This window comes from Minwuia sp. (assembly GCF_048007105.1).
Classification (GTDB): Bacteria; Pseudomonadota; Alphaproteobacteria; order Minwuiales; family Minwuiaceae; genus Minwuia.
Genome location: NZ_CP180352.1, coordinates 2017317 through 2037524, shown reverse-complemented (window position 1 = coordinate 2037524; position 20208 = coordinate 2017317). Strand labels below are relative to the sequence as shown.

Annotated in this window: 23 protein-coding genes and 1 pseudogene; 15 read left to right on the top strand and 9 right to left on the bottom strand. The window is 67.3% G+C overall.

The genetic code is table 11. The annotated features are described in order from the left end of the window. Positions 1-7 precede the first annotated feature (7 nt). Positions 8-751 carry a thiolase family protein gene (locus ACMVY4_RS09875; protein ID WP_416899980.1) on the bottom strand — a complete coding sequence of 248 codons (744 nt, stop codon included), beginning with the start codon at positions 749-751 and terminating at the stop codon, positions 8-10. A gap of 139 nt (positions 752-890) precedes the next feature. After that, positions 891-1223 (bottom strand): annotated as a pseudogene (locus tag ACMVY4_RS09870) (beta-ketoacyl synthase N-terminal-like domain-containing protein); the annotation flags it as partial. A gap of 98 nt (positions 1224-1321) precedes the next feature. Between ACMVY4_RS09870 and ACMVY4_RS09865 the strand changes: the two are divergent. The 7 genes from ACMVY4_RS09865 (at position 1322) to folD (ending at position 5942) form a co-directional block, all read left to right on the top strand. Next, a complete protein-coding gene (locus tag ACMVY4_RS09865; RefSeq protein WP_416899979.1) occupies positions 1322-2545 on the top strand; it encodes a cytochrome P450 in 1224 nt (407 codons plus the stop codon). Further along, a complete protein-coding gene (locus tag ACMVY4_RS09860; RefSeq protein WP_416899978.1) occupies positions 2542-3687 on the top strand; it encodes a thiolase family protein in 1146 nt (381 codons plus the stop codon). The genes ACMVY4_RS09865 and ACMVY4_RS09860 overlap by 4 nt, the downstream gene beginning before the upstream one ends. Then, on the top strand, positions 3687-4001 hold the full coding sequence (locus ACMVY4_RS09855) for a cupin domain-containing protein (RefSeq protein ID WP_416899977.1): 315 nt from the start codon (positions 3687-3689) through the stop codon (positions 3999-4001). The genes ACMVY4_RS09860 and ACMVY4_RS09855 overlap by 1 nt, the downstream gene beginning before the upstream one ends. A 2-nt stretch (positions 4002-4003) precedes the next feature. After that, complete coding sequence (locus ACMVY4_RS09850; RefSeq protein WP_416899976.1) at positions 4004-4405, top strand: Zn-ribbon domain-containing OB-fold protein; 402 nt, start codon at positions 4004-4006, stop codon at positions 4403-4405. Between the two features lie 63 nt (positions 4406-4468). Continuing rightward, entirely contained in the window at positions 4469-4762 is a 294-nt protein-coding gene (locus ACMVY4_RS09845; protein ID WP_416899975.1) for a YggT family protein, read from the top strand. Beyond that, positions 4759-5061: a DUF167 domain-containing protein gene (locus tag ACMVY4_RS09840; protein WP_416899974.1), complete on the top strand. Its 303-nt coding sequence runs from the start codon at positions 4759-4761 to the stop codon at positions 5059-5061. Before ACMVY4_RS09845 ends, ACMVY4_RS09840 begins: the two co-directional genes overlap by 4 nt. Then, positions 5058-5942, top strand: a complete 885-nt coding sequence (gene folD, locus ACMVY4_RS09835) for a bifunctional methylenetetrahydrofolate dehydrogenase/methenyltetrahydrofolate cyclohydrolase FolD (RefSeq protein ID WP_416899973.1) — start codon at positions 5058-5060, stop codon at positions 5940-5942. The genes ACMVY4_RS09840 and folD overlap by 4 nt, the downstream gene beginning before the upstream one ends. Before the next feature lie 163 nt (positions 5943-6105). Here folD and ACMVY4_RS09830 read toward each other — a convergent pair whose 3' ends face one another. Beyond that, the gene (locus ACMVY4_RS09830; RefSeq protein WP_416899972.1) at positions 6106-8538 is read right to left on the bottom strand and encodes a ligase-associated DNA damage response DEXH box helicase; all 2433 of its coding nucleotides are present in this window, start codon (positions 8536-8538) and stop codon (positions 6106-6108) included. Positions 8539-8597: 59 nt separating this feature from the next. After that, the gene (locus tag ACMVY4_RS09825) at positions 8598-9167 is read right to left on the bottom strand and encodes a MarR family winged helix-turn-helix transcriptional regulator (protein WP_416899971.1); all 570 of its coding nucleotides are present in this window, start codon (positions 9165-9167) and stop codon (positions 8598-8600) included. Between the two features lie 206 nt (positions 9168-9373). Between ACMVY4_RS09825 and ACMVY4_RS09820 the strand changes: the two genes are divergently transcribed. The 6 genes from ACMVY4_RS09820 (at position 9374) to ACMVY4_RS09795 (ending at position 13429) form a co-directional block, all read left to right on the top strand. After that, a complete protein-coding gene (locus ACMVY4_RS09820; RefSeq protein WP_416899970.1) occupies positions 9374-10276 on the top strand; it encodes an RNA polymerase factor sigma-32 in 903 nt (300 codons plus the stop codon). Between the two features lie 65 nt (positions 10277-10341). Further along, positions 10342-10854: a peroxiredoxin-like family protein gene (locus ACMVY4_RS09815; protein ID WP_416899969.1), complete on the top strand. Its 513-nt coding sequence runs from the start codon at positions 10342-10344 to the stop codon at positions 10852-10854. A 192-nt stretch (positions 10855-11046) separates the two neighbouring features. Further along, a complete protein-coding gene (locus ACMVY4_RS09810) occupies positions 11047-11820 on the top strand; it encodes an SDR family NAD(P)-dependent oxidoreductase (protein WP_416899968.1) in 774 nt (257 codons plus the stop codon). Positions 11821-11865: 45 nt separating this feature from the next. Continuing rightward, complete coding sequence (locus ACMVY4_RS09805) at positions 11866-12342, top strand: hypothetical protein (protein WP_416899967.1); 477 nt, start codon at positions 11866-11868, stop codon at positions 12340-12342. Further along, entirely contained in the window at positions 12339-13097 is a 759-nt protein-coding gene (locus tag ACMVY4_RS09800) for an SDR family NAD(P)-dependent oxidoreductase (RefSeq protein WP_416899966.1), read from the top strand. Before ACMVY4_RS09805 ends, ACMVY4_RS09800 begins: the two co-directional genes overlap by 4 nt. After that, positions 13097-13429, top strand: coding sequence for a hypothetical protein (locus ACMVY4_RS09795; protein WP_416899965.1), 333 nt, complete (start codon positions 13097-13099; stop codon positions 13427-13429). Before ACMVY4_RS09800 ends, ACMVY4_RS09795 begins: the two co-directional genes overlap by 1 nt. Positions 13430-13796: 367 nt before the next feature. Here ACMVY4_RS09795 and ACMVY4_RS09790 read toward each other — a convergent pair whose 3' ends face one another. The 4 genes from ACMVY4_RS09790 to ACMVY4_RS09775 form a co-directional block, all read right to left on the bottom strand. Continuing rightward, positions 13797-14693 carry a phytanoyl-CoA dioxygenase family protein gene (locus tag ACMVY4_RS09790; protein WP_416899964.1) on the bottom strand — a complete coding sequence of 299 codons (897 nt, stop codon included), beginning with the start codon at positions 14691-14693 and terminating at the stop codon, positions 13797-13799. A 4-nt stretch (positions 14694-14697) separates the two neighbouring features. After that, positions 14698-15258 carry an RNA 2',3'-cyclic phosphodiesterase gene (thpR, locus tag ACMVY4_RS09785; protein ID WP_416899963.1) on the bottom strand — a complete coding sequence of 187 codons (561 nt, stop codon included), beginning with the start codon at positions 15256-15258 and terminating at the stop codon, positions 14698-14700. 20 nt (positions 15259-15278) lie between these two features. Next, positions 15279-15626: an arsenate reductase (glutaredoxin) gene (arsC, locus tag ACMVY4_RS09780; protein WP_416899962.1), complete on the bottom strand. Its 348-nt coding sequence runs from the start codon at positions 15624-15626 to the stop codon at positions 15279-15281. A gap of 74 nt (positions 15627-15700) precedes the next feature. Next, on the bottom strand, positions 15701-16306 hold the full coding sequence (locus tag ACMVY4_RS09775) for an arylesterase (protein ID WP_416899961.1): 606 nt from the start codon (positions 16304-16306) through the stop codon (positions 15701-15703). Positions 16307-16373: 67 nt separating this feature from the next. On the opposite strand from ACMVY4_RS09775, the gene ACMVY4_RS09770 reads away from it, so the two are divergent. After that, positions 16374-17075 (top strand): ABC transporter ATP-binding protein, encoded by a 702-nt coding sequence (locus ACMVY4_RS09770; protein ID WP_416899960.1) that lies wholly within the window; start codon positions 16374-16376, stop codon positions 17073-17075. Then, entirely contained in the window at positions 17075-19594 is a 2520-nt protein-coding gene (locus tag ACMVY4_RS09765; protein WP_416899959.1) for an ABC transporter permease, read from the top strand. Before ACMVY4_RS09770 ends, ACMVY4_RS09765 begins: the two co-directional genes overlap by 1 nt. A 4-nt stretch (positions 19595-19598) precedes the next feature. On the opposite strand, the gene ssb is transcribed toward ACMVY4_RS09765, so the two are convergent. Continuing rightward, complete coding sequence (ssb, locus tag ACMVY4_RS09760; protein WP_416899958.1) at positions 19599-20117, bottom strand: single-stranded DNA-binding protein; 519 nt, start codon at positions 20115-20117, stop codon at positions 19599-19601. Between the last annotated feature and the right edge of the window lie 91 nt (positions 20118-20208).

Below are 20208 nucleotides of genomic sequence, written 5' to 3'. Positions count from 1 at the left end.
GGCGGACTCAGTCGCCGGGCGCGGCCAGCACGGTGATGGCGCAGGTGGCTTCCTCGAAGCGGTAGACGCCGCCGCCGTTCTCGGCCACGGCGTGGCGCGCGCCCTCGACCTGCCGTGCGCCGGCCTCGCCGCGGAGCTGGGTCACCAGTTCGTAGATCTGCCCCAGACCCGTCGCTCCGATGGGATGGCCCTTGGATTCGAGGCCGCCGGACGGATTGACCGGCACCCGGCCGCCCAGCCGGGTCTCGCCGCGCATCGCCGCCGGACCGCTCTCGCCGAAGGGCACCAGCCCCAGATTCTCCACCTGCTGGATCTCGCCCATCGCCGTGGCGTCGTGCACCTCGGCGACATCCACCGCGTCCGGGCCGAAGCCGGCCATGTCGTAGGCCTTCTTCGCCGCGCGGCGGGTGATGTGGTTCTCGACATCGTCCGGTTCGCGGTTGACCGAGGTGCCCATCACCGAGGCGGCGACGCGCACGGCGCGGTCGAGGCCGAGTTCGCGGGCCTTCTTCTCCGAGACGAGGATCGCCGCCGCGGCGCCGTCCGAGATCGGCGAGCACATGGGCAGCGTCAGCGGCCAGGAAATCAGCCGCGCGCCGAGCACCTGCTCGACGCTTATGTCGTCGCGGTATTGCGACTTCGGGTTCAGGGTCGAGTGGAAGTGGTTTTTCGAGGCGACATGGGCCAGGTGCTCCTGGGTGGTGCCGAAGGTCTTCATGTGGAACTTCGCCCAGCTGGCGTAGACATCCATGAAGGGGCTGCGCTGGCTGTTCGGAATCACGGCGTCCGCAGGAGTTCTCCACGCCCTCGCCCAGCGCGTTCAACCGGGCAAAGGTGGCTTCCCGGTCATGGACGTCGACCGCGCCATCGAAGATCTCGAAGCTGCGCGCCTTGTCGGCGTGGTACATCTTGTCCGCGCCGACCGCGAGGGCGATGTCGCACATGCCGGCCTTGATCGCCGTGAAGGCGGCGTTGAAGGCGGTCGAGGCGCTGGCGCAGGCATTCTCGACATTGGCCATAGGGATTCCCTCGAAGCCCATGTCGCGCAGTGCAAACTCGCCGGGCACCAGATACTGCCCTTCCAGCACACCCTGGGTGGTGTTGGAAAACCAGGCGGCTTCCACGTCCGGGACCGCCAGACCCGCATCCGAAAGCGCATCGGTTACTGCCTCGCGCGTCAGGTCCTTGACCGACTTCTCCAGAAACCGGCCGAAATCGGTCATCCCCGCGCCCAGCACATAGACGTCCGTCATTGCATCCTCCCCAGGAACTTGTACGCGTGCGTACCATATCGCATCCTGCACCCGGGGAGGAACCGGCCATGCCATTCGCAGCCGAATCCGTGGATTTTGCCGATCCGGAGGTGATCGCGCTGCCGCAGCCCGTGCTCGATGCGCTAAGGGACCGGCAGCCGTTTCACTGGAATCCGTCGCTGAAGGGCTGGTTCGCGACCCGGTTCGAGGACGTCCGGCAGGTGCTGGGCAGCCCGGATTTCTCGGTCGAGAAGTTCGGGCCGGCGCTGGACAGGACCTCCGGCGAGGGCCGCGCGCGCCTGGAAGCGCTGGCGAAGGTGCTGGGCGACTGGATCGTCTTCATGGACCCGCCGGGCCACACCCGCCTCCGCCGCGCCATGCGTACCGGCTTCATGCCGCGTGACATGGACGCGCTGACGCCGAAGGTGCATGCCCGCGTCGACCAGCTGCTCGCCCCCCTTGAGGGCACGTCCCGCGTGGAACTCAAGGACGCCTTCGCCAACCCGTTGCCGGCCATGGTGATCAGCGACCTGTTCGGCATACCGGAGGACGACATTCCGGAGCTGAAGATCTGGGCCGACCAGCTTGGCAAGTTCGTGCTGGGCGGCCGCCAGACGCCCGACCGCAAGCGCCGCGCCTTCGAGGCCGTACAGGACTTCACGGCCTATCTGGACGGGCTGGTCGAAAGCCATCGCTCAAATCCGAGACCCGACCTGACACAGCACCTGATCGACCATGACGAGGACGGCGACAGGCTGAGCCATGAGGAGATCGTGCATTCGATCCTGCTGTGCGTCTGGGCCGGCTACGAGACCACGGCCAACCTGATCGCCAACGGCGTCATGGCCCTGGCCCGCAACCCGGTGCAGGCGGAGGCGCTGGCCCGCGACCCGTCCGGCATTCCCGACGCGGTGGAGGAGTTCCTGCGCTTCGAGGGCGCGGCGCAGACGCTGGTCCGCATCGCCAAGACAGACACCGAAGTGGCCGGCCAGCCTGTCGCGAAGAACGAGAAGGTCTTCGTCAGCCTGTTCGCGGCCAATCACGATCCCGATCGCTTCGAACTGCCCGGCCGGCTGGACACCATGCGCCAGCGCAACCGGCACATGGGTTTCGGTCACGGCATTCATCTCTGCCTCGGCGCGCCGCTGGCCCGGCTGGAGGGCCGGGCCGCCTTCGAAGGACTGCTGAAGCGATTCGAGGGTTTCCGCATCGTCGAGGAACCGGCCTGGCGGGACGAACTGATGACCCGCACCGCCGCCGCACTGCATCTGGAATGGAGACCGCGCCGATGAGCAAGGCACTGATTACCGGCGTCGCCGCGACGCCCTGCGGCAAGCTGCCGGAGGAAACCTGCCTGTCGCTGCACGCGACCGTGGCCCAGGGCGCCGTCGCGGACGCCGGGCTGACACTGCAGGATGTGGACGGGCTGCTCTGCGCCTATTCCTTCACCGAACCCCACCAGATGCTAGCGCATGTGGTCGCCGAGTATCTCGGCATCGCGCCGGCCTATGCCGCCTGCGTCTCGGCGGGGGGCGCCACGGGCGGGCTGCAGGTGATGACCGCCAAGGCGCTGGTCGAGGCCGGCGTCTGCCGCAACGTGCTCTGCCTGACCGGCGACAACCGGCTGACCGGCATGGCGCCCGGCGCGGCGGTCGCGGCGCTCGCCGCCTTCGGACACGGCCAGTACGAGGTGCCCTACGGCATCACCATCCCCGCCGCCTACGGGCTGGTGGCGCAGCGCTACATGCACGAGACCGGGCTGACGCTGGAGCAGATGGCCCACATCGCCGTCACCACCCGCAATCACGCGCGCCGCCATCCCGGGGCGCAGATGAGGAAGCCGCTGACGGTCGAGGACGTCATGGCCAGCCGGCCCATCGCCGAACCGCTCCGGCTGTTCGACTGCGCGCTGATCTCCGACGGTGCGGCCGGAATCCTGGTCTCCGCCGATGCCACCGACAAGGCGCGCGGCATCCGCATTTCCGGCGCCGGCCAGAAGGGCACGCATGAGCACATGATCGGCGCACCGCGCGATCTGCAGAGCTTCGGCTGCAAGCATTCCTCGGCCATGGCCTTCAAGGAGGCCGGGATGACGGTGCGCGATATCGATGTCGCCGAGATCTACGACAGCTTCACCATCACCCTGGCCGTCGAACTGGAATCCATAGGCTTCTTCGAGAAGGGCACGGTCGGCCCGGCCGCGGCGGACGGCGCACTGGATCTGGGCGGGTCCCTGCCCTGCAACACCCATGGCGGCCTGCTGAGCTACGGCCATTCCGGCGCGGCCGGCGGCACCTTCCATATCGTCGAGGGCGTGCAGCAACTGCGGGGCGAGGCCAACGAACGGCAGGTGAAGGACGCCGCCACCTGCTACGTGCATGGCGACGGTGGCACCCTGTCCGCCCATGTCTCGCTGATCCTGGAGAAGGTCTGATGCGGGTGATCCGATCGACGGAGTTCACAGCGCCGGAAGCCTGGGCCGCGCTGGACATCGAACGCATCGACGACGCCACGGTGCGCCTGCACTGGACCGACAAGCCCTATGTCTGGCACGTCAATGACGGTCCCGAGGTCTTCGCCGTGATGGATGGCGAGGTCGACATGCACACGCGCGACGGCGACAACGCCGAAAGCGTGACCCGGCTTGCCGCCGGCGACATCTTCCACGCAGAGGCCGGGGATGCCCATGTCGCCCATCCCAGGGGCGCTGCACGCATTCTCGTGATCGAACGGGCCGGGAGCATCTGACCATGAGCGATACCAAACCAGCACCGCACCCGAACGCCGATTCGGAAGCCTTCTGGGCCGCCTGCGCCCAAGAGCGTCTGACCATCCAGAAATGCGGATCCTGCGGCGCCGTCCAGCACTATCCGCGCAGCCTGTGCATCGCCTGCGGCAGTCACGATCTGGACCTGATCGACGCGTCCGGCCGTGGCGAGGTCTTCACCTTCACCATCAATCACCGCGCGCCGTCCCCGGCCTTCGCCGCCGACGCGCCCTATGTCATCGCGCTGATCGACCTGGAAGAAGGGCCGCGCATGATGATGAACGTCATCGGCTGCGAACCGGCCGATGTCCGGATCGGCATGAAGGTGAAGGTCGTGTTCGAACCCCGCGGGGAGACCAAGCTGCCCCAGGCGACGCCGGCCTGACTTGCGCCGCCGGGCGCACGCGTCTATCTGTCCCGCAATGATGGCGCTTTGTGGGAACGGTTCATGTACGCGATCGCGACGCTGATCGACTATGCGGTCACCTTCTACATCTACATTCTGATCGCGAATGCGATCCTGAGCTGGCTGGTGGCCTTCAACGTGGTCAGCCCGCAGAACAATTTCGTGCGCCAGGTCGGCTATTTCCTCTGGCGGGTGACCGAGCCCGTGCTGGCGCCGATCCGCCGGCTGCTGCCCGATCTGGGCGGCATCGACATCTCGCCGGTGATCCTGATCGTGCTGCTGATCGTGCTGCGCAACCTGATCCTGGTCGACGTGCTCGGCTACGGCAGGATGTGACGGATTTCGTACGCCTCGACCTGAAAGTCGCGCCCGGCGCGCGGCAGGACGCCATCGAAGGCTGGATCGCGGACGCCGACGGCCGGCGCCGCCTGAAGGTGAAGGTCACGGCGGCGCCCGAGAAGGGCAAGGCCAACAAGGCGGTCATCAAGCTGATCGCGAAACGTCTCGGCGTCGCTTCCGGTGCGGTCGAGGTCGTGCAGGGCGAAACCGCCCGTCTCAAGACATTGCAGATTTCCGGCGACCCGGCAGCGCTGAACAGCCTGATTGCCGAAGCCTTCGGAGGGGATGACCGATGAACGACGACAAGCGAATCGATGGCAAGGCCTTCTCGGCCTCCGTGCGGGAGAAGGTGAAGCGCCAGGTCGAGACGCTGCAGCGCGACCACGGCATTACCCCCGGTCTGGCGGTGGTGCTGGTCGGCGAGGACCCGGCGAGCCAGGTCTATGTCCGCAACAAGGCCAAGCAGACCGTCGAGGCGGGCATGCGCTCCGACGAGATCCGCATGGAAGCGACGGCGACCCAGGCCGAGGTGCTGGAGGTCGTCGACCGGCTGAACGCCGATCCCGGCATTCACGGCATTCTGGTGCAGTTGCCCCTGCCCGATCAGATCGACGAGACCGCCGTGCTGGACCGGATCGATCCGGCCAAGGATGTCGACGGATTCCATGTCATCAACACCGGACGGTTGCAGGTCGGCCTGCCAGCGCTGGTGCCCTGCACGCCGCGGGGCTGCCTGATGATGCTGAAGGACCGGCTTGGCGACCTGTCGGGCCTGAATGCCATTGTCATCGGCCGCTCCAACATCGTCGGCAAGCCCATGGCCATGCTGCTGCTGCAGGAAAGCTGCACGGTGACCATCGCCCACAGCCGCACGAAGGACCTGCCCGAACTCTGCCGCCGCCAGGACATCGTCGTCGCGGCGGTCGGGCGGCCGCACTTCGTGAAGGGCGACTGGATTGCGGAAGGCGCGACTGTAATCGATGTCGGCATCAATCGTGTCCCGAAGGATGACGGCAAGACGCGGCTGGTCGGCGATGTCGACTATGACGAGGCGGTCGAACGCGCCGGGGCCATCACGCCGGTGCCGGGCGGCGTCGGGCCTATGACCATCGCCTGCCTGCTGGCCAACACCATCACCGCCTGCTGCATGGCCAACGGCATCGAGGAGCCGGCCTGACCGCTTCAGACATTCGCTCAACCGTCATCCCGGCCCTCGAGCCGGGATCCGGGACGGCGTTCAAAGACGAACGTCGACGTTTTAATTCGAGTCACAACCCGGACCCCGGCTCAAGGCCGGGGTGACGGCCAAGACAATACATCGCCGTCGTACATCACATTGCTCACAGCAGCGACGTCGCCTCGGCGATGAGATCGTCCGCCACTTCGGCGACGAGGTCCTCCATCGCCGCGCCGTAGACCGGCTCCTTGCCGATCTCCAGCATCACCGGCACGGCGAGTGGCGAGACCCGGTCGAGCCGCTTCACCGTGATGTGGCCCGCGACCCGGACCAGCATGTCGGCCAGCCGCCGCACGTCGAGCAGCCCGGTCGCCGCGTCCGCCCAGGTCGCCTGCAGCAGCACGTGATCCGGCTCGTGCTCGCGGAGCACGTCGTAGATCAGGTCCGAGGAAATCGTCATCTGCCGCCCGGACTTCTCCTGTCCCGGAAACCGCCGCTCGATCAGGCCGGCGATGGTGGCGACGTTGCGGAAGGTCCGCTTCATCAGGATCGACTGGTCCAGCCAGTCTTCCAGATCGTCGCCCAGCATGTCGCGGTGGAAGAGCCCGTCGACATCCTTCACAGGACGCAGCGACCAGACCGCCATGGCGTAGTCGGAGGCGACGAAGCCGAGCGGCCGCAAGCCGGCCCGCTCCATCCGCCGGGTCAGCAGCATGCCCAGGGTCTGATGCGCCAGCCGCCCCTCGAAGGGATAGGCGACCATGTAGAATTTCGAACCGCGCGGGAAGATTTCCACCAGCAGCTCATCCGGCTTCGGCAGGATCGACCGCCACTTCTGGATGCGCAGCCATTCGCGGGTCTGATCTGAGAGGCCCGGATGTTTTTCCGGCTCGGCCAGGATGCGGCGCACCTTTGCGGCGAGGAAGGTCGAGAGCGGGAACTTGCCGCCCATGTAGCTCGGCACGCTGGCCTCCTCGCCCGGTGCGCGGACGACATAGGCCGTGGTCTCCTGCACCGACTGGAAGCGCAGCACCTCGCCGGCGAAGATGAAGGTGTCGCCGGGGCTGAGCTGCTCGATGAAGAACTCCTCGACCTCGCCCAGTTGCCGCCCGCCGCGCAGCCGGACCTTCAGCATCGGCGCCTCGACGATGGTGCCGACGTTGAGCCGGTATTGCTGCGCGATCTTCGGATTGGCGACCCGCCAGCGCCCTTCGACGGTGCGCTTCATGCGGTTGTAGCGCTCATAGCGCTTCAGCGCGTAGCCGCCGGTGGCGACGAAATCGACAACGCGGTCGAAGGTTTCCCGGTCCAGATCGCCATAGGGCTCGGTCCGCGCCACCTCCTGATAGACCTCGTCGGCGTCGAAGGGCGCCCCGCAGGCGATGCCCAACACGTGTTGGGCCAGCACGTCCAGGCCGCCGGAGCGCCGTAGCGGACCGTCCACCTCACCCAGATCCAGCGCTTCCAGAGCGGCGAGACACTCCATCTCCTCGAAGCGGTTGGCCGGCGCGAACATGGCCCGGCTGGGGTCGTCGAGGCGGTGATTGGCGCGCCCGATCCGCTGCATGGTTCGCGCCGCGCCCTTCGGCGCGCCGATCTGGACGACAAGGTCCACGTCGCCCCAGTCGATGCCGAGATCCAGCGTCGAGGTGCAGACAACGGCGCGCAGCCCGCCCTTCGCCATCGCGGTCTCGACCTTGCGGCGGCGTTCGACATCCAGGCTGCCGTGATGCAGGGCGATGGGCAGGGCGTCGTCGTTCACGCGCCAGAGTTCCTGGAAGATGATCTCGGCCTGGCTGCGGGTGTTGACGAAGATCAGCACGATCTTCGAACGGCGGATCGTGTCGTAGAGTTCGGGGATCGCGTGCCGCGCCGAATGCCCCGACCAGGGGATGCGGCCTTCGGCGCGCAGGATGTCCACCTGCGGTTTCGGCCCCGGCGCCCCGCGGACGATGGCGGCCTCGGTGCCCGCCAAACCGATGAAGCGCGACAGCCGTTCGGGATCGGCCACCGTCGCCGACAGACCGACGCGCCGGTGATCGGGCGCAATCGCCGCCAGCCGCGCCAGCCCCAGCGCCAGCAGGTCGCCGCGCTTCGAATCCGCGAAGGCATGCAACTCGTCCACGATCAGCGTATGCAGCCGCTCGAAGATCTTCAGCGTGTCCCGCGATGCCAGCATCAGCGCAAGCTGTTCCGGCGTGGTCATCAGGATGTTGGGCGGGGTGTGCCGCTGCCGGGCGCGCTTGGACTGCGGCGTGTCGCCGGTCCGTGTCTCCAGCGTCAGATCCAGCCCCATCTCCGATACCGGCGCTTCCAGATTGCGCGCGATGTCGTAGGTCAGCGCTTTCAGCGGCGAGATGTAGAGCGTGTGCAGCCCGCCGCGCGGGTTCTCCGCCAGATCGACGAGACTGGGCAGGAAGCCGGCCAGCGTCTTGCCGCCGCCGGTCGGCGCGATCAGCAGCGCATTCCGCTTCGCCCGCGCCAGTTCCAGCATCTGCAGCTGATGCGGCCGCGCGCGCCAGCCGCGGCTGTCGAACCAGTCGACGAAGCCCTGCGGCAGGCCTTCGGAACGGACGATGGCGGCGGTCGTGTCCATCGCATCAATGTAGGGGAGTTTCCGGCTTTGTTCACCCCGGCCGGACGGGGTGAGGACAATCAGTCTTCCGAGTAGTTCACGCAGATGCGGCGGCTGTCCTCGGCGCTCAGCGGTTCGCCGGTCACGCCGCAGCGTGCGGTATCGGCGCTGCCGCAGCCCTGGCCGGGCGAAATGTGCTGGCAGCAGGCGGCGCAGACGCCGAACAGCGGCGCGTCCTTGCCGGTCTGCAGTGCGGTGAGCAGACGGCTCAGACCCTGCACCATGGCGGCGCCGGTCGCCGCCTCCATGCCGCCGACGGCCTGTTCGATGCGTTTCACCGGATCGCGGAGGATCAGCGTCTCGCCCTTGGCCGTCAGGTCCAGCAGGCAGACACGCTTGTCGCGGTCGCTGGGCGTGCGGCTGACGAGGCCCTTGTTTTCCAGCGCCGAAATGGTCTGGGAGACGGTGCCCTTGGTCGCGTTCAGGAACTGCGCGACGGCGCCGGGCGTGCGCGAGTACTTGTTGGCGCGGCTGAGGAAACGGAGCGCTTCCCACTGCGCCGGATTGAGCCCGTCAACATACTGAAGTTCGCGCGTCATGCGCCCCAGACGGTCGATCAGTTCGGCCACGCGCGTCGGCGCGCCGGTCATGCCGCCGTCGACCGAGCCTTCAACCAAATTTTCGTATGGTTTCGACTCGAAATTTCTAGCTTGTGGCTCTTTATCCATCTCCATAACGTATCGAGGCGAAACCAAATGTCCAGTCTGCTGCGTAGAGCGTGCATTCGGCAGACAGGGCCCCGCCGGTGCGAGGACCGACCATACTGCCGGTCCGGGCGGGCGAAGAGGCGACGGCTATGATACACGACGACAGCATTCATTCCGCACGCAACGAGCAGCGCTTCATCTCGACCGCCATGTCGATGCCGCTGCTGTCCCAGGAGCACGAGCAGGATCTCGCCTTCCGCTGGCGCGATGACGGCGACGAGCGCGCCCTGCACGAGTTGGTGCAGGCCTACATGCGCCTGGTGGTGTCGACAGCCTCGAAATTCCGCGCCTACGGTCTGGCGCGCGCCGATCTGGTGCAGGAGGGCTGCGTCGGCCTGATGCAGGCGGCCGCCCGGTTCGAGCCGGAACGGGGCGTCCGTTTCTCGACCTACGCGACCTGGTGGATCCGGTCCTCGATGCAGGAATTCGTCCTGCGCAACTGGTCCATCGTGCGCTCGGGCACCAGCGCCTCGCAGAAGGCCCTGTTCTTCAACCTGCGCCGGCTGCGTGCGCAGATCGACGGCGCCGGGGCGACCCAGCTGTCCGACGATGCCCGCGGGCAGATCTCGGAGCGGCTGAAGGTCTCGGAGCGCGAGGTCACCGCCATGTCGGACCGGCTGTCGTCCCGCGACCAGTCGATGAACGCGCCGGCCGGCGAGGACAGCTCCGACGAGTGGGGCGACTTCATGGTCGATGACGGGCCGAGCCCGGAGGAGGTCACCATCTCCTACCGCGACGGCAGTACCCGCGGCCGCTGGCTGAAGGCGGCGCTGGCCGATCTGACCGACCGCGAACGCCTGATCGTCACCGAGCGGAAGCTCAATGACGAGAAAGTGACGCTCGAGGAACTCGGCGAACAGCTGGGCGTCACCAAGGAGCGCGTCCGCCAGATCGAGCACAAGGCCTTGCAGAAGCTGACGGACGGCGTCCTGCGCCGGGCCCGCGACGCGGCAGAGCGTCCGCGGATCGAGGACAGCGGCCTGGCCGCTTGACCGCAGACTGCAGTCATCCACTTCTCAGGGCAGCACCAATGCTGCCCTGAGAAGAGGAGACCCCCATGAGCAACAAGTTCACCCCCGGCGACCGCATGCCCGAGTTCGAACTTCCGAAAGTCGGCGGCGGCACGATCAGGGTCGGCGGCGAAGGCAAGTGGCAGCTTGCCGTCGTCTACCGCGGCAAGCACTGCCCACTCTGCAAGCGCTATCTCACCGGTGTGCCGGATCTGAAGGCGGAACTGGACGAGCTGGGCGTCGAACTGATCGCCATGTCCGCCGACAGCGAGGACCAGGCGGTGGCGACGATGGACGAGATCGGTGTCGACGTCTCGGTCGGCTACGGTCTGGACGAGGCCCGCATGAAGGAACTCGGCCTCTACATCTCCGAGCCGCGCCCCAACGAGACCGACCACCGCTTCCCCGAACCCGGCCTGTTCGTGACCAACCCGAAGGGCGAGGTACAGATCGTCGACATCTCCAACGCGCCCTTCGCCCGCCCGCCGCTGGACGGCATCCTGCGCGGCATCCGCCACATCCAGACCAAGGACTACCCGATCCGCGGCACGGCGAGCTGAGACCATGACGCCCGCAGCGGGACTTGATCCCGCTGCCCAGTGCTGAGGTGGCGCCGCATTCCGGCAATGCCTGATGGGCCTCGGGATCAGGTCCCGGGACGGGGTGGTGTATGGCTGCCTCGCAAGAGAACGCATTTCACCGAACCGGCTGACCGCCTATCCTGCCCGTCTGACTGACGGGGAGGAAAAGTCATGAGCAATCCGATGGCGCTCGACGGGCGCGTGATCCTGGTCACCGGCGCGGCGCAGGGTATCGGCCGAGCAGTGGCGCAGCAGGCGGCGTCGCTCGGCGCGCGGCTGGTCATCAACGACATGAACGCCGAGGGGCTGGAGGAGACCGCGGGCCTGCTCGGCCGCGACGACACCATCATCCATGTCGGCTCTGTCGCCGATGCCGGCTTCGTCGAGCAGATGGTCACCGACAGCGTCAAGCAGGCCGGCGCGATCCATGGCGCGGTCAACAATGCCGGCATCGTCCGCGCGGCGATGATCCACAAGATGTCGCTGCAGACCTGGCAGGAGGTCATCGACGTCAACCTGACCGGCGTCTATCTCTGCCTGCAGGCCGTCGGCCGCCACATCATCGACCGCCGCAAGGACGGCGACACCGAGCCGGGCCGGATCGTCAATGTCAGCTCCATCGCCGGGCGGCGCGGCACCATCGGCCAGATCAACTACGGCGCGGCCAAGTCCGGCGTGCTCGGCCTGACGATGAGCGCGGCGCGCGAATGGGGCCGCCACGACATCAACGTCAACTCGGTCGCCTTCGGCCTGGTCGAGACGCCGATGACCGAGACCATCCGCGGCGAGAAGTTCCGCGACCAGTACATGGCGACGATCCCGCTGCAGCGCTTCTCGACACCCGAGGAGGTCGCCGTGCCCGTCTGCTTCCTTCTCGGCGACGGCGCCAGCTACATCACCGGCCAGCACCTGACCATCGACGGCGGGTCGCATATCGGGTTCTAGGAATCACAGAAGCAGAAACTTTCCAGCGATCGCCAGGAAATCCGAGTGCAATTGCTCACAGGAACACTACGACGCTGGCGGAAACCCGGCAGCTTGGTTCGGGCGTTATTGTTCGGGATCGGCCCGCCGTTGCTGTTGGGATTGTATGTAGTCGTCGTCGAGGAGGCTGAACTCCTCGGGCATTGTTCGCTCAAGGAAGGCCATCCGGGCTTCTTTTGCAGCAGCTCTATTCTCGCCTTGACGGCTTTGCCGCTGATTGGCCCCATCGGGTTTATCTATGCCATACTGCAGTCTTTCGCCATTTCTGGCACTGAGGAGACGAATCGTCTGTCATTGTTGAAAGATGAATGGTTTGTCATCGTTTTCCCGGCCGTATTCACGCTTCTGACAATCGTACCTATGGTCGGCAGTGGAATGGTGCTCGTCATCGCCTATCCCGTTCAAGTCATCTACCTGTTTTTTATCCGATGGGGCATGCAGAGCTCATGGCTTTTTCAGAGGCGTGCGAAGGAACCAACATGACCGCCAAACACATCATCGACATGACCGGCAAGGTCGTCCTGATCACCGGCGGCAGCCGGGGGCTGGGGCGCGAGATGGCGCTGGGCTTCGCCGAGGCCGGCGCCGACCTGATCATCGCCAGCCGCAAGATGCCCAACTGCGAGGCCGTGGCCGCCGAGATCGAGGCCATGGGCCGCCGCGCCCTGCCCGTCGGCGCGCATGTCGCGCAATGGGACCAGTGCGACAAGCTGATCGAGGCCGCCTATCACGCCTTCGGCCGGGTCGACGTGCTGATCAACAATGCCGGCATGTCGCCGATCTACGACAAGCCCACCGACATCGACGAGATGCTCTACGACAAGGTCCTCGACCTGAACCTGAAGGGGCCGTTCCGGCTCTCGACGGTGATCGGTGAGCGGATGATGGAGGGCGACGGCGGCTCGATCATCAACGTCTCGTCGGTCGCCGCGATCCGGCCCCGGAAGAACGTCATCACCTACGCCGCCGCCAAGGCCGGGCTGAACGCCATGACCGAGGCGCTGGCCGACGCCTACGGGCCGAACGTGCGGGTGAACGGCATCATGCCGGGACCCTTCCTGACCGACATCTCCAAGGCCTGGGACATGGACGCCTTCCAGAAGCGCGCCGACGAGGCCATCGCCATGAGACGCGGCGGCGCGCCCGACGAGGTCACTGCCGCGGCGCTCTATCTCGCGTCGGACCATGCCGGCTACACGACCGGCGCGATCCTGAAAATCGACGGCGGGAGCCGGTAGTGTTCGGCAACTCGCTCGAGGAAGGTCTTCTTCTTCAGAAGGACAACCCGGCCCACACCAGCGTGACCTTCCCGGGGATCGCCGCAACAGTCCTGATCTGGCTGATCGCCCTGGCAGTTTTTGCCACCATCGACTATGCGCCCCTGCCGACCGGGGTGGTGGCGCTGGCAAGCCTGCTGGCTGGCGGCCTGACCGGTTTCCTGCTGACGCGCACCTTGCGTCGCCGACGCCGCGAACACAGGGAACGCGCAGCCGCAGATTTCCGGGCCGCTCAGGAGGCCGAGACCCAGAGAAAGCTCAAGGACGCGCGCGAGGCCGGGCTGTTCGACTAACAGGCGAAGTCGCAACCGGATCCCCGAGTGCCGCTTAGCGCCATCGGAGATGACCGTTTCAGCCTGTCACCCCCGCCGAGCATCGCGAGCGCGGGGGTCCGGTCCGGCGCAAAGGTCAGGTCACAGGCCCTCGGGTCAGGCCAGAGGACAGCAGAGGGGATTGGTCCCGGCGAGGTGCCTCCCCTGGCAGGGGGAGGCCGGCGCGCAGCGACGGGTGGGGGTCGGCTGCGTGAATGGAAGAATGATGACCGTCCCAGCGACTCCCACCCCCACCCAACGCTCCCCCCTCGTAGGGGGAGGGCTTTCGCGGTCATCGGTGCGTGAGATATCGGGCCTGGTCCGGAACATGACGGCACTTCCGGACAGGCTAACGCCCCTCACCTTTCCGCGCCCTTTCGCTGACGGACTCGCGCAGTTCATCACCCCAGCCGGTGACCTTGCCGTTGAACAGGAATTCCGGCGGCACGACCTCGGGATTCAGGCCCGGCGGGCTGGGCGGGGTGAAGTAGCCGAGCGCGTACGACCCCATGGAATAGCCGAGCAGGGCACGCAGGTCGGCGTCGAAGTCCTTCGCGATCTGCGGCGGGCAGGAGAGATACTGGTTCTCCTCCTGCCTGAGCCAGCCCAGCGCGTAGGTGATGTTGAGCCCCATCCGGTCGCCGTCGGACGTGTTCGCGCCGCCGCCATGGATCACCGAGCCGGAATAGACCAGCACCGATCCGGCATCCATCTCGGCATTGCGGATCTCGTCCGGTTCCGCCCTGCGCCCGGTTTCCCAGGCGTTCGAGTCCGGCACCACCTGCGTTGCGCCGTTGGCCTGGGTGAAATCGGTCACGGCCCAGATGGTGTTGAACTGCGGCTCGATCTCGGCCGGCAGGAAGCCGCCCCAGGCCAGCCGGTCGCGGTGCAGCGACTGCGCGGTCTGACCGGGCATGATCCGGATGAGCTGGGTCAGGTGCAGCTGCACCCGCTCGCAGAAGGGCTTCAGGAAGGTCTTCGCGCCATCGAGAACCAGCGGGTTCATCACCAGATCGCGGCAGGCGGCCGAGCGCGCCACCAGTGCGCCGGTCCGCGTCGTCTTCCGCCCGACGAAGTCGTCGCGGCCCGGCTGCGTCGCCTCGACAAAGGGCATGATCTCGCCCTTGAGACCTGCCAGCGCCCCGGCGTCCAGCACGCCCTCGACAATGGCGGCGCCGTCTTCCGCGACGATGGCGGCAAGGTCCTCCGCGCCGGTGTCCGCGGCAACCCGGCGAAGGTCGGCCATGGCCCTACTCCGCCGCCACGGTCATGCTGTCGGTCGAAAGCTCGAACTCGACCACCGGCTCGTAGACCGCACGCTCGGAGCCGAGGAAGCTCTCGAACAGGGTAAAGCCCGTGACCTCGAAGGGCGGCAGGCGGAGATGGGCGTTGGTGGCCAGATACTGGTCCAGCCGCCGCCGGTCCGGGTTCTTCATCCGTGCCAGCGTCACATGCGGGCAGAAGCGCCGCCGCTCCGGCTCGAAGCCGCAGCGCTGCGCCACCTGTTCGCATTTCTGGGCCAGATGGCTGAGCGCCGGCTGGGGCGCAATATCGGCATAGAGCTGCCGCTGCCGCCGCTTGTCGCCGAAGATGCCGAGACCGGCGATCTGGACCGGGAAGGCCGGGGCGTGGATGCGCGACAGTTCGCCGATCAGGTCCTCGGCCTGGTGGCCGTCGGCCTCGCCGATGAAACGCAGGGTGAGGTGGAAATTCTCGGGCGCGGTCCAGCGCGCGCCGGGGATGCCGCCGCTGAACAGCTGAAGCTGCTGGACAACGGCATGCGGCATGGGAATGCCGACGAACAGGCGCATGAGGGCCTCCTGGTCCGGGTTCAGAGAATGTCGAGGACGGATTCGGGCGGCCGTCCGATGGCAGCCTTCCCGTTGGCCAGCACGACCGGCCGCTCCATCAGCTTCGGCGTGTCGACCATCGCGTTGATCAGCTTTCCGTCGTCCAGCGAGGGATCGTCCAGCCCCTGTTCCTTGTACTCCGCTTCCTTAGTCCGCATCAGTTCCCGCGGCGTCCGGCCCAGCTTGGCCAGGATGTCGGCGATCTCGGCAGCGCTGGGCGGCGTCTTGAGATACTCGATCACCGTCGGCTCGATCCCCTTGTCCTTCAGCAGGCCGAGCGTCTCGCGGGACTTGGAGCAGCGGGGGTTGTGGTAGATCGTGACATCCATCGCGCGGCTCCCATGACGGTTATCCTGCGGCTATCAGACGCCACTCAGGCGATTCTGTCCAATCGAACTGCGGATCATTCCTGATCGAGCGCGGCAGCGACAGGCCCCGCCAGCCGTTCCGCGATCAGCTTCGCGCCCTCGGCATTGGGGTGCATGCCGTCGTCCTGGTTGAGCGCCGGCTCGGCGGCCACCCCGTCCAGCAGGAAGGGGTAGAGCGGCACGCCCTCGCTTTCGGACAGGTCCGGGTAGATGGCGTTGAAGGCCTTGCCGTAGTCGGCGCCCATGTTGGGCGGCGCCAGCATGCCGGCCAGCATCGCGGGCACATCGCGCTGCTTCAGGCGTTCGAGGATGGCGGCGAGGTTGCGGCGCGTGTCCGCCGGATCGATGCCGCGCAGGCCGTCATTGGCGCCCAGCGCGACGATGACCAGATCCGGCTGTCCTTGCACCGCCCAGTCGAGCCGCGACAGCCCGCCGGCGGTGGTGTCGCCGGAGACGCCGGCATTCTCGACCGTCGCCTCGACGCCTTCCGCCGCAAGCGCCTCTTCCAGCCGCACCGGCAACTCGTCGCCGGCCGCCAGCCCGTAGCCGGCCGTGAGGGAGTCCCCCAGCATCACGATCCGCTTCGTCTCGGCGGCCATGATCGGCCCGGCCGCCAGCAGCGTAACCAAAAGCAACAACATGTTGATCGCAGGCAGCAGCCGTCCATATCGATTGGCAATGCCTGCCGCAAAACCCGGGATAGAAAACATGGGCGACAGCCTCATCCGTCTGAATGATGTCCATCTGACGCTGGACGGGGCCGCAGGGCCGGTGAAGATACTGAATGGCATCGACCTCGATATAGGTGCCGGGGAGACGGTTGCCATCCTCGGCCCGTCTGGATCGGGCAAATCGACCCTGCTGTCGGTGATCGGCGGGCTGGAAGGCGTCAGCGCCGGCCGCTTCACCTTCATGGACCGCGACATGACCGATCTGGACGAGGACGATCTGGCGATGTTCCGCCGCGATCACGTCTCGATCGTGTTCCAGTCCTTTCACCTGCTGCCGACCATGACAGCGCTGGAGAACGTCGCCGCGCCGATGGAACTGGCCGGCAAGGCCAATCCCTTCGCGCGGGCCGAGAAGGAACTCGCCGCGGTCGGGCTTTCCGAACGTGTCGGTCACTACCCCAGTCAGCTTTCGGGCGGCGAACAGCAGCGCGTCGCGCTGGCCCGCGCCCTGGCCATGGACCCCGACCTGATCCTCGCCGACGAGCCCACGGGCAATCTGGACGGCGACACGGGCGGGCGGATCGTGGACCTGATGTTCGCCGCCAACCGCGACCGCGGCGCGACGCTGCTGCTGGTCACCCATGACGAGAAGCTTGCCGGCATGTGCCAGCGCATCGTCCGGCTGAAGGACGGCGAGATCGACGCGGAAGAGATCACCGACGTGGGACGCGCCGCCTGATGCTGACCGCGTACCGGCTCGCGATCCGCGACCTCCGCGGCGGCCTTAAGGGCTTCCGCATCTTCCTGCTGTCGCTGGCGCTCGGCGTCGCCGCCATTGCCGGCGTCGGCTCGCTGACCTCCTCCATCGTCGACGGCCTGAAGGAAAACGGCCGTTACATCCTCGGCGCCGATGTCGACCTGCGCCTGACCCACCGCCCGGCCAGCCCGGCCGAGCGCGCCTGGCTGGAACAGAACGCCGATATCGTCGGCGAAACGCTGGAAATGCGCACCATCGTCCGCGCCGTCGGCAACGACGCGCGCGCCCTGGCCGAACTGAAGGCGGTCGACAACACCTATCCGATCTATGGCGAGGTCGTACTGGAAGGCGGCGGCGCGCTGGAAGACGCCATCGCCACCGGTGGCGGCACGCCCGGCGCTGTCGCGGAACCCCTGTTGGCGGCGCGGCTGGGGCTTGAAGTCGGCGACAGGGTGAAGATCGGCGAGGCCGAGTTCGAACTCCGGGGCCTGATCGAGAAGGAGCCCGACCGCGCGACAGGCGGGGCGGTGACGCTCGGCCCGCGGATCATGGTGCATTCGGATGCGGTGGGCGCGACCGGCCTGATCCAGGTCGGCAGCCTGATCCGCTGGCACTACAAGATCGGCCTGCCCGCCACCGAGCCGGTGGACGGTTTCCGGAATGCCATGGACGAGGCGCTGCCCGATGCGGGCTGGCGCGCCCGCGACCGTGACAACGGCGCACCGGGGATCGAGAGCTTCCTCGAGCGGCTGCGCATCTTCCTGACGCTGGTCGGCCTCACCGCGCTGCTGGTCGGCGGTGTCGGCGTGGGCAACGCGGTCAAGGCGCATCTGGACGCCAAGCGCCGCCAGATCGCGGTGCTGAAGGCGCTCGGCGCGACCGGCAACGACATCACGAAGATCTACCTGATCCAGATCCTGATCCTGTCGCTGGCAGGCATCGCCATCGGTCTGGCGATCGGCGCCAGCGTGCCCTTCGTTGCCGGCGGTCTGCTGGCCGACGCCCTGCCCGCCCCGCCCAGCGCCTCGCTCTACCCGGCGGTGCTGGCCATGGCGGCGCTGTTCGGCGTGCTGGTGACGCTGACCTTCGCGCTCTGGCCGCTGGGCGCGGCGCGCCGGACGCGGGCTGCGGAACTGTTCCGCGCCGCGATGGCCGAAAGTTCGGGGCGGCCGGGTAACGGGTTCATCGCCGGCACCGGGCTGGCGTTGGTCGGGTTGTGCGGCCTGACCCTGTTCAGTTCGGACAAGCCGCTTTTCGCGCTCTGGTTCATTCTCGGCGCGGCCGGCACGTTCATCGTGCTGCGCGCCGCCGCGTCGGGCGTTGCCGCCCTCGCCCGCCGCACCGGCGGCCCGAAGCGGACGGCCTTCCGCATGGCGCTGGCCAACCTGCACCGGCCGGGTGCCCCCACCGCGTCGGTGATGGTCTCGCTGGGCCTGGGCGTGACGCTGCTGGCCGCCATCGCCCAGATCGAGGGCAATGTCACCGGCCAGGTCGATCAGCGCGTGTCGCAGGAAGCGCCGGCCTTCTTCTTCGTCGACATCCAGCCGGACCAGTTGCAACCCTTCATGGCGACCGCCGGCGCCATCGACGGCGTGAGCGATATCAAGACCGTCCCCGCGCTGCGCGGCCGCATCTCGGCGGTCGACGGCGTCCCGAGCAGGGATGTGAAGCCGGACCCGTCCGAAGCCTGGGTGCTGCGCGGCGACCGCGGCCTGACCTATGCCGACGAACCGCCGGCCAACAGCCCGATCGTCGCCGGCGAATGGTGGCCGAAGGACTATGACGGCCCGCCGCTGGTCAGCTTCGAGGACGAGGCGGCGGCGGGGCTTGGCGTCGGCGTCGGCGATACGCTGACCGTGAACGTGCTCGGCCGCGACCTGACCGTCGAGATCGCCAACCTCCGGACGATCGACTGGTCCACATTCCAGATCAACTACCTGATGATCTTCAGTCCGAACGCGTTGAAGGGCGCGCCGCACACCGTGCTGGCCACGGCGGACGCGACCGATGCCGCGGATCCGACGTTGTTCCGGGCGGTGACCGACGAATTCCCGAACGTCACCGTCATCCGTGTGAAGGATGCGATGGAACTGTTCGAGAAGCTGATGGGCCAGATCTCGACCGCCATCCGGTCCGCATCCGCGGTCACGCTGGCCGCTGGCCTGATCGTCCTCGCCGGCGCGATCTCCGCCGGCCACCGGCGGCGCGTCCGCGAGTCCGTCATCCTGAAGGTCATCGGCGCGACCCGCCGCCAGGTGCTGAAGATACAGGCCTTCGAATTCGCGCTGCTTGGCGCCACGACCGGTGTCGTCGCCGCCATCGCCGGTTCGCTGGCCGCCTGGGCGATCATCGAGTTCGTGATGCAGGGCGATTTCAGCGTGCTGCCTGTCCGGCTCGCCGTCGTGGTCATCGGCGCCATTGCGCTGACGACCGGCTTCGGCCTGTACGGCGCGCACCGGGCGCTGAAACGAAAGCCGGCCGCGGAATTGAGGGAAGCGTGAGGCCCTAGAAGGGGATCTCGTCGTCCAGGTCGCCGCCGCCATAGTCGCGGCCACCGCCACCACCACCGCCGCTGCGGCCACCGCCGCCGCCGGAACCGCCACGGTCCCAGTCACCGCCACCACCGCCGGAGCCGCCGCCATAGCCGCCCCCGCCACCGCCGCCGCCATCGCTGCGGCCGTCGAGCATCTGGAGTTCGCCGCGGAAGCGCTGCAGCACGACCTCAGTGGTGAACTTCTCCTGACCGCTGTTGTCGGTCCACTTCCGGGTCTGCAACTGGCCCTCGATGTAAACCTTGGAGCCCTTGCGCAGATACTGCTCGGCGACCTTGGCCAGGTTCTCGTTGAAGATCACGACACGGTGCCATTCGGTGCGCTCGCGGCGCTCGCCGGACTGGCGGTCGCGCCACTGTTCGGAGGTCGCAAGACGCAGGTTCACGACCGGATTGCCGTCGTTCAGGCGGCGCACTTCCGGGTCCGCACCCAGATTGCCCACCAGAATGACCTTGTTGACGCCTCCTGCCATGCTCGCCTCCCGAATCCGCGACTGTCCGTTGCCCAACTCTTAGCGGTTGCGCACCCGCCACGCCACCGCGATTGACCTTTCCCGGGGGAAG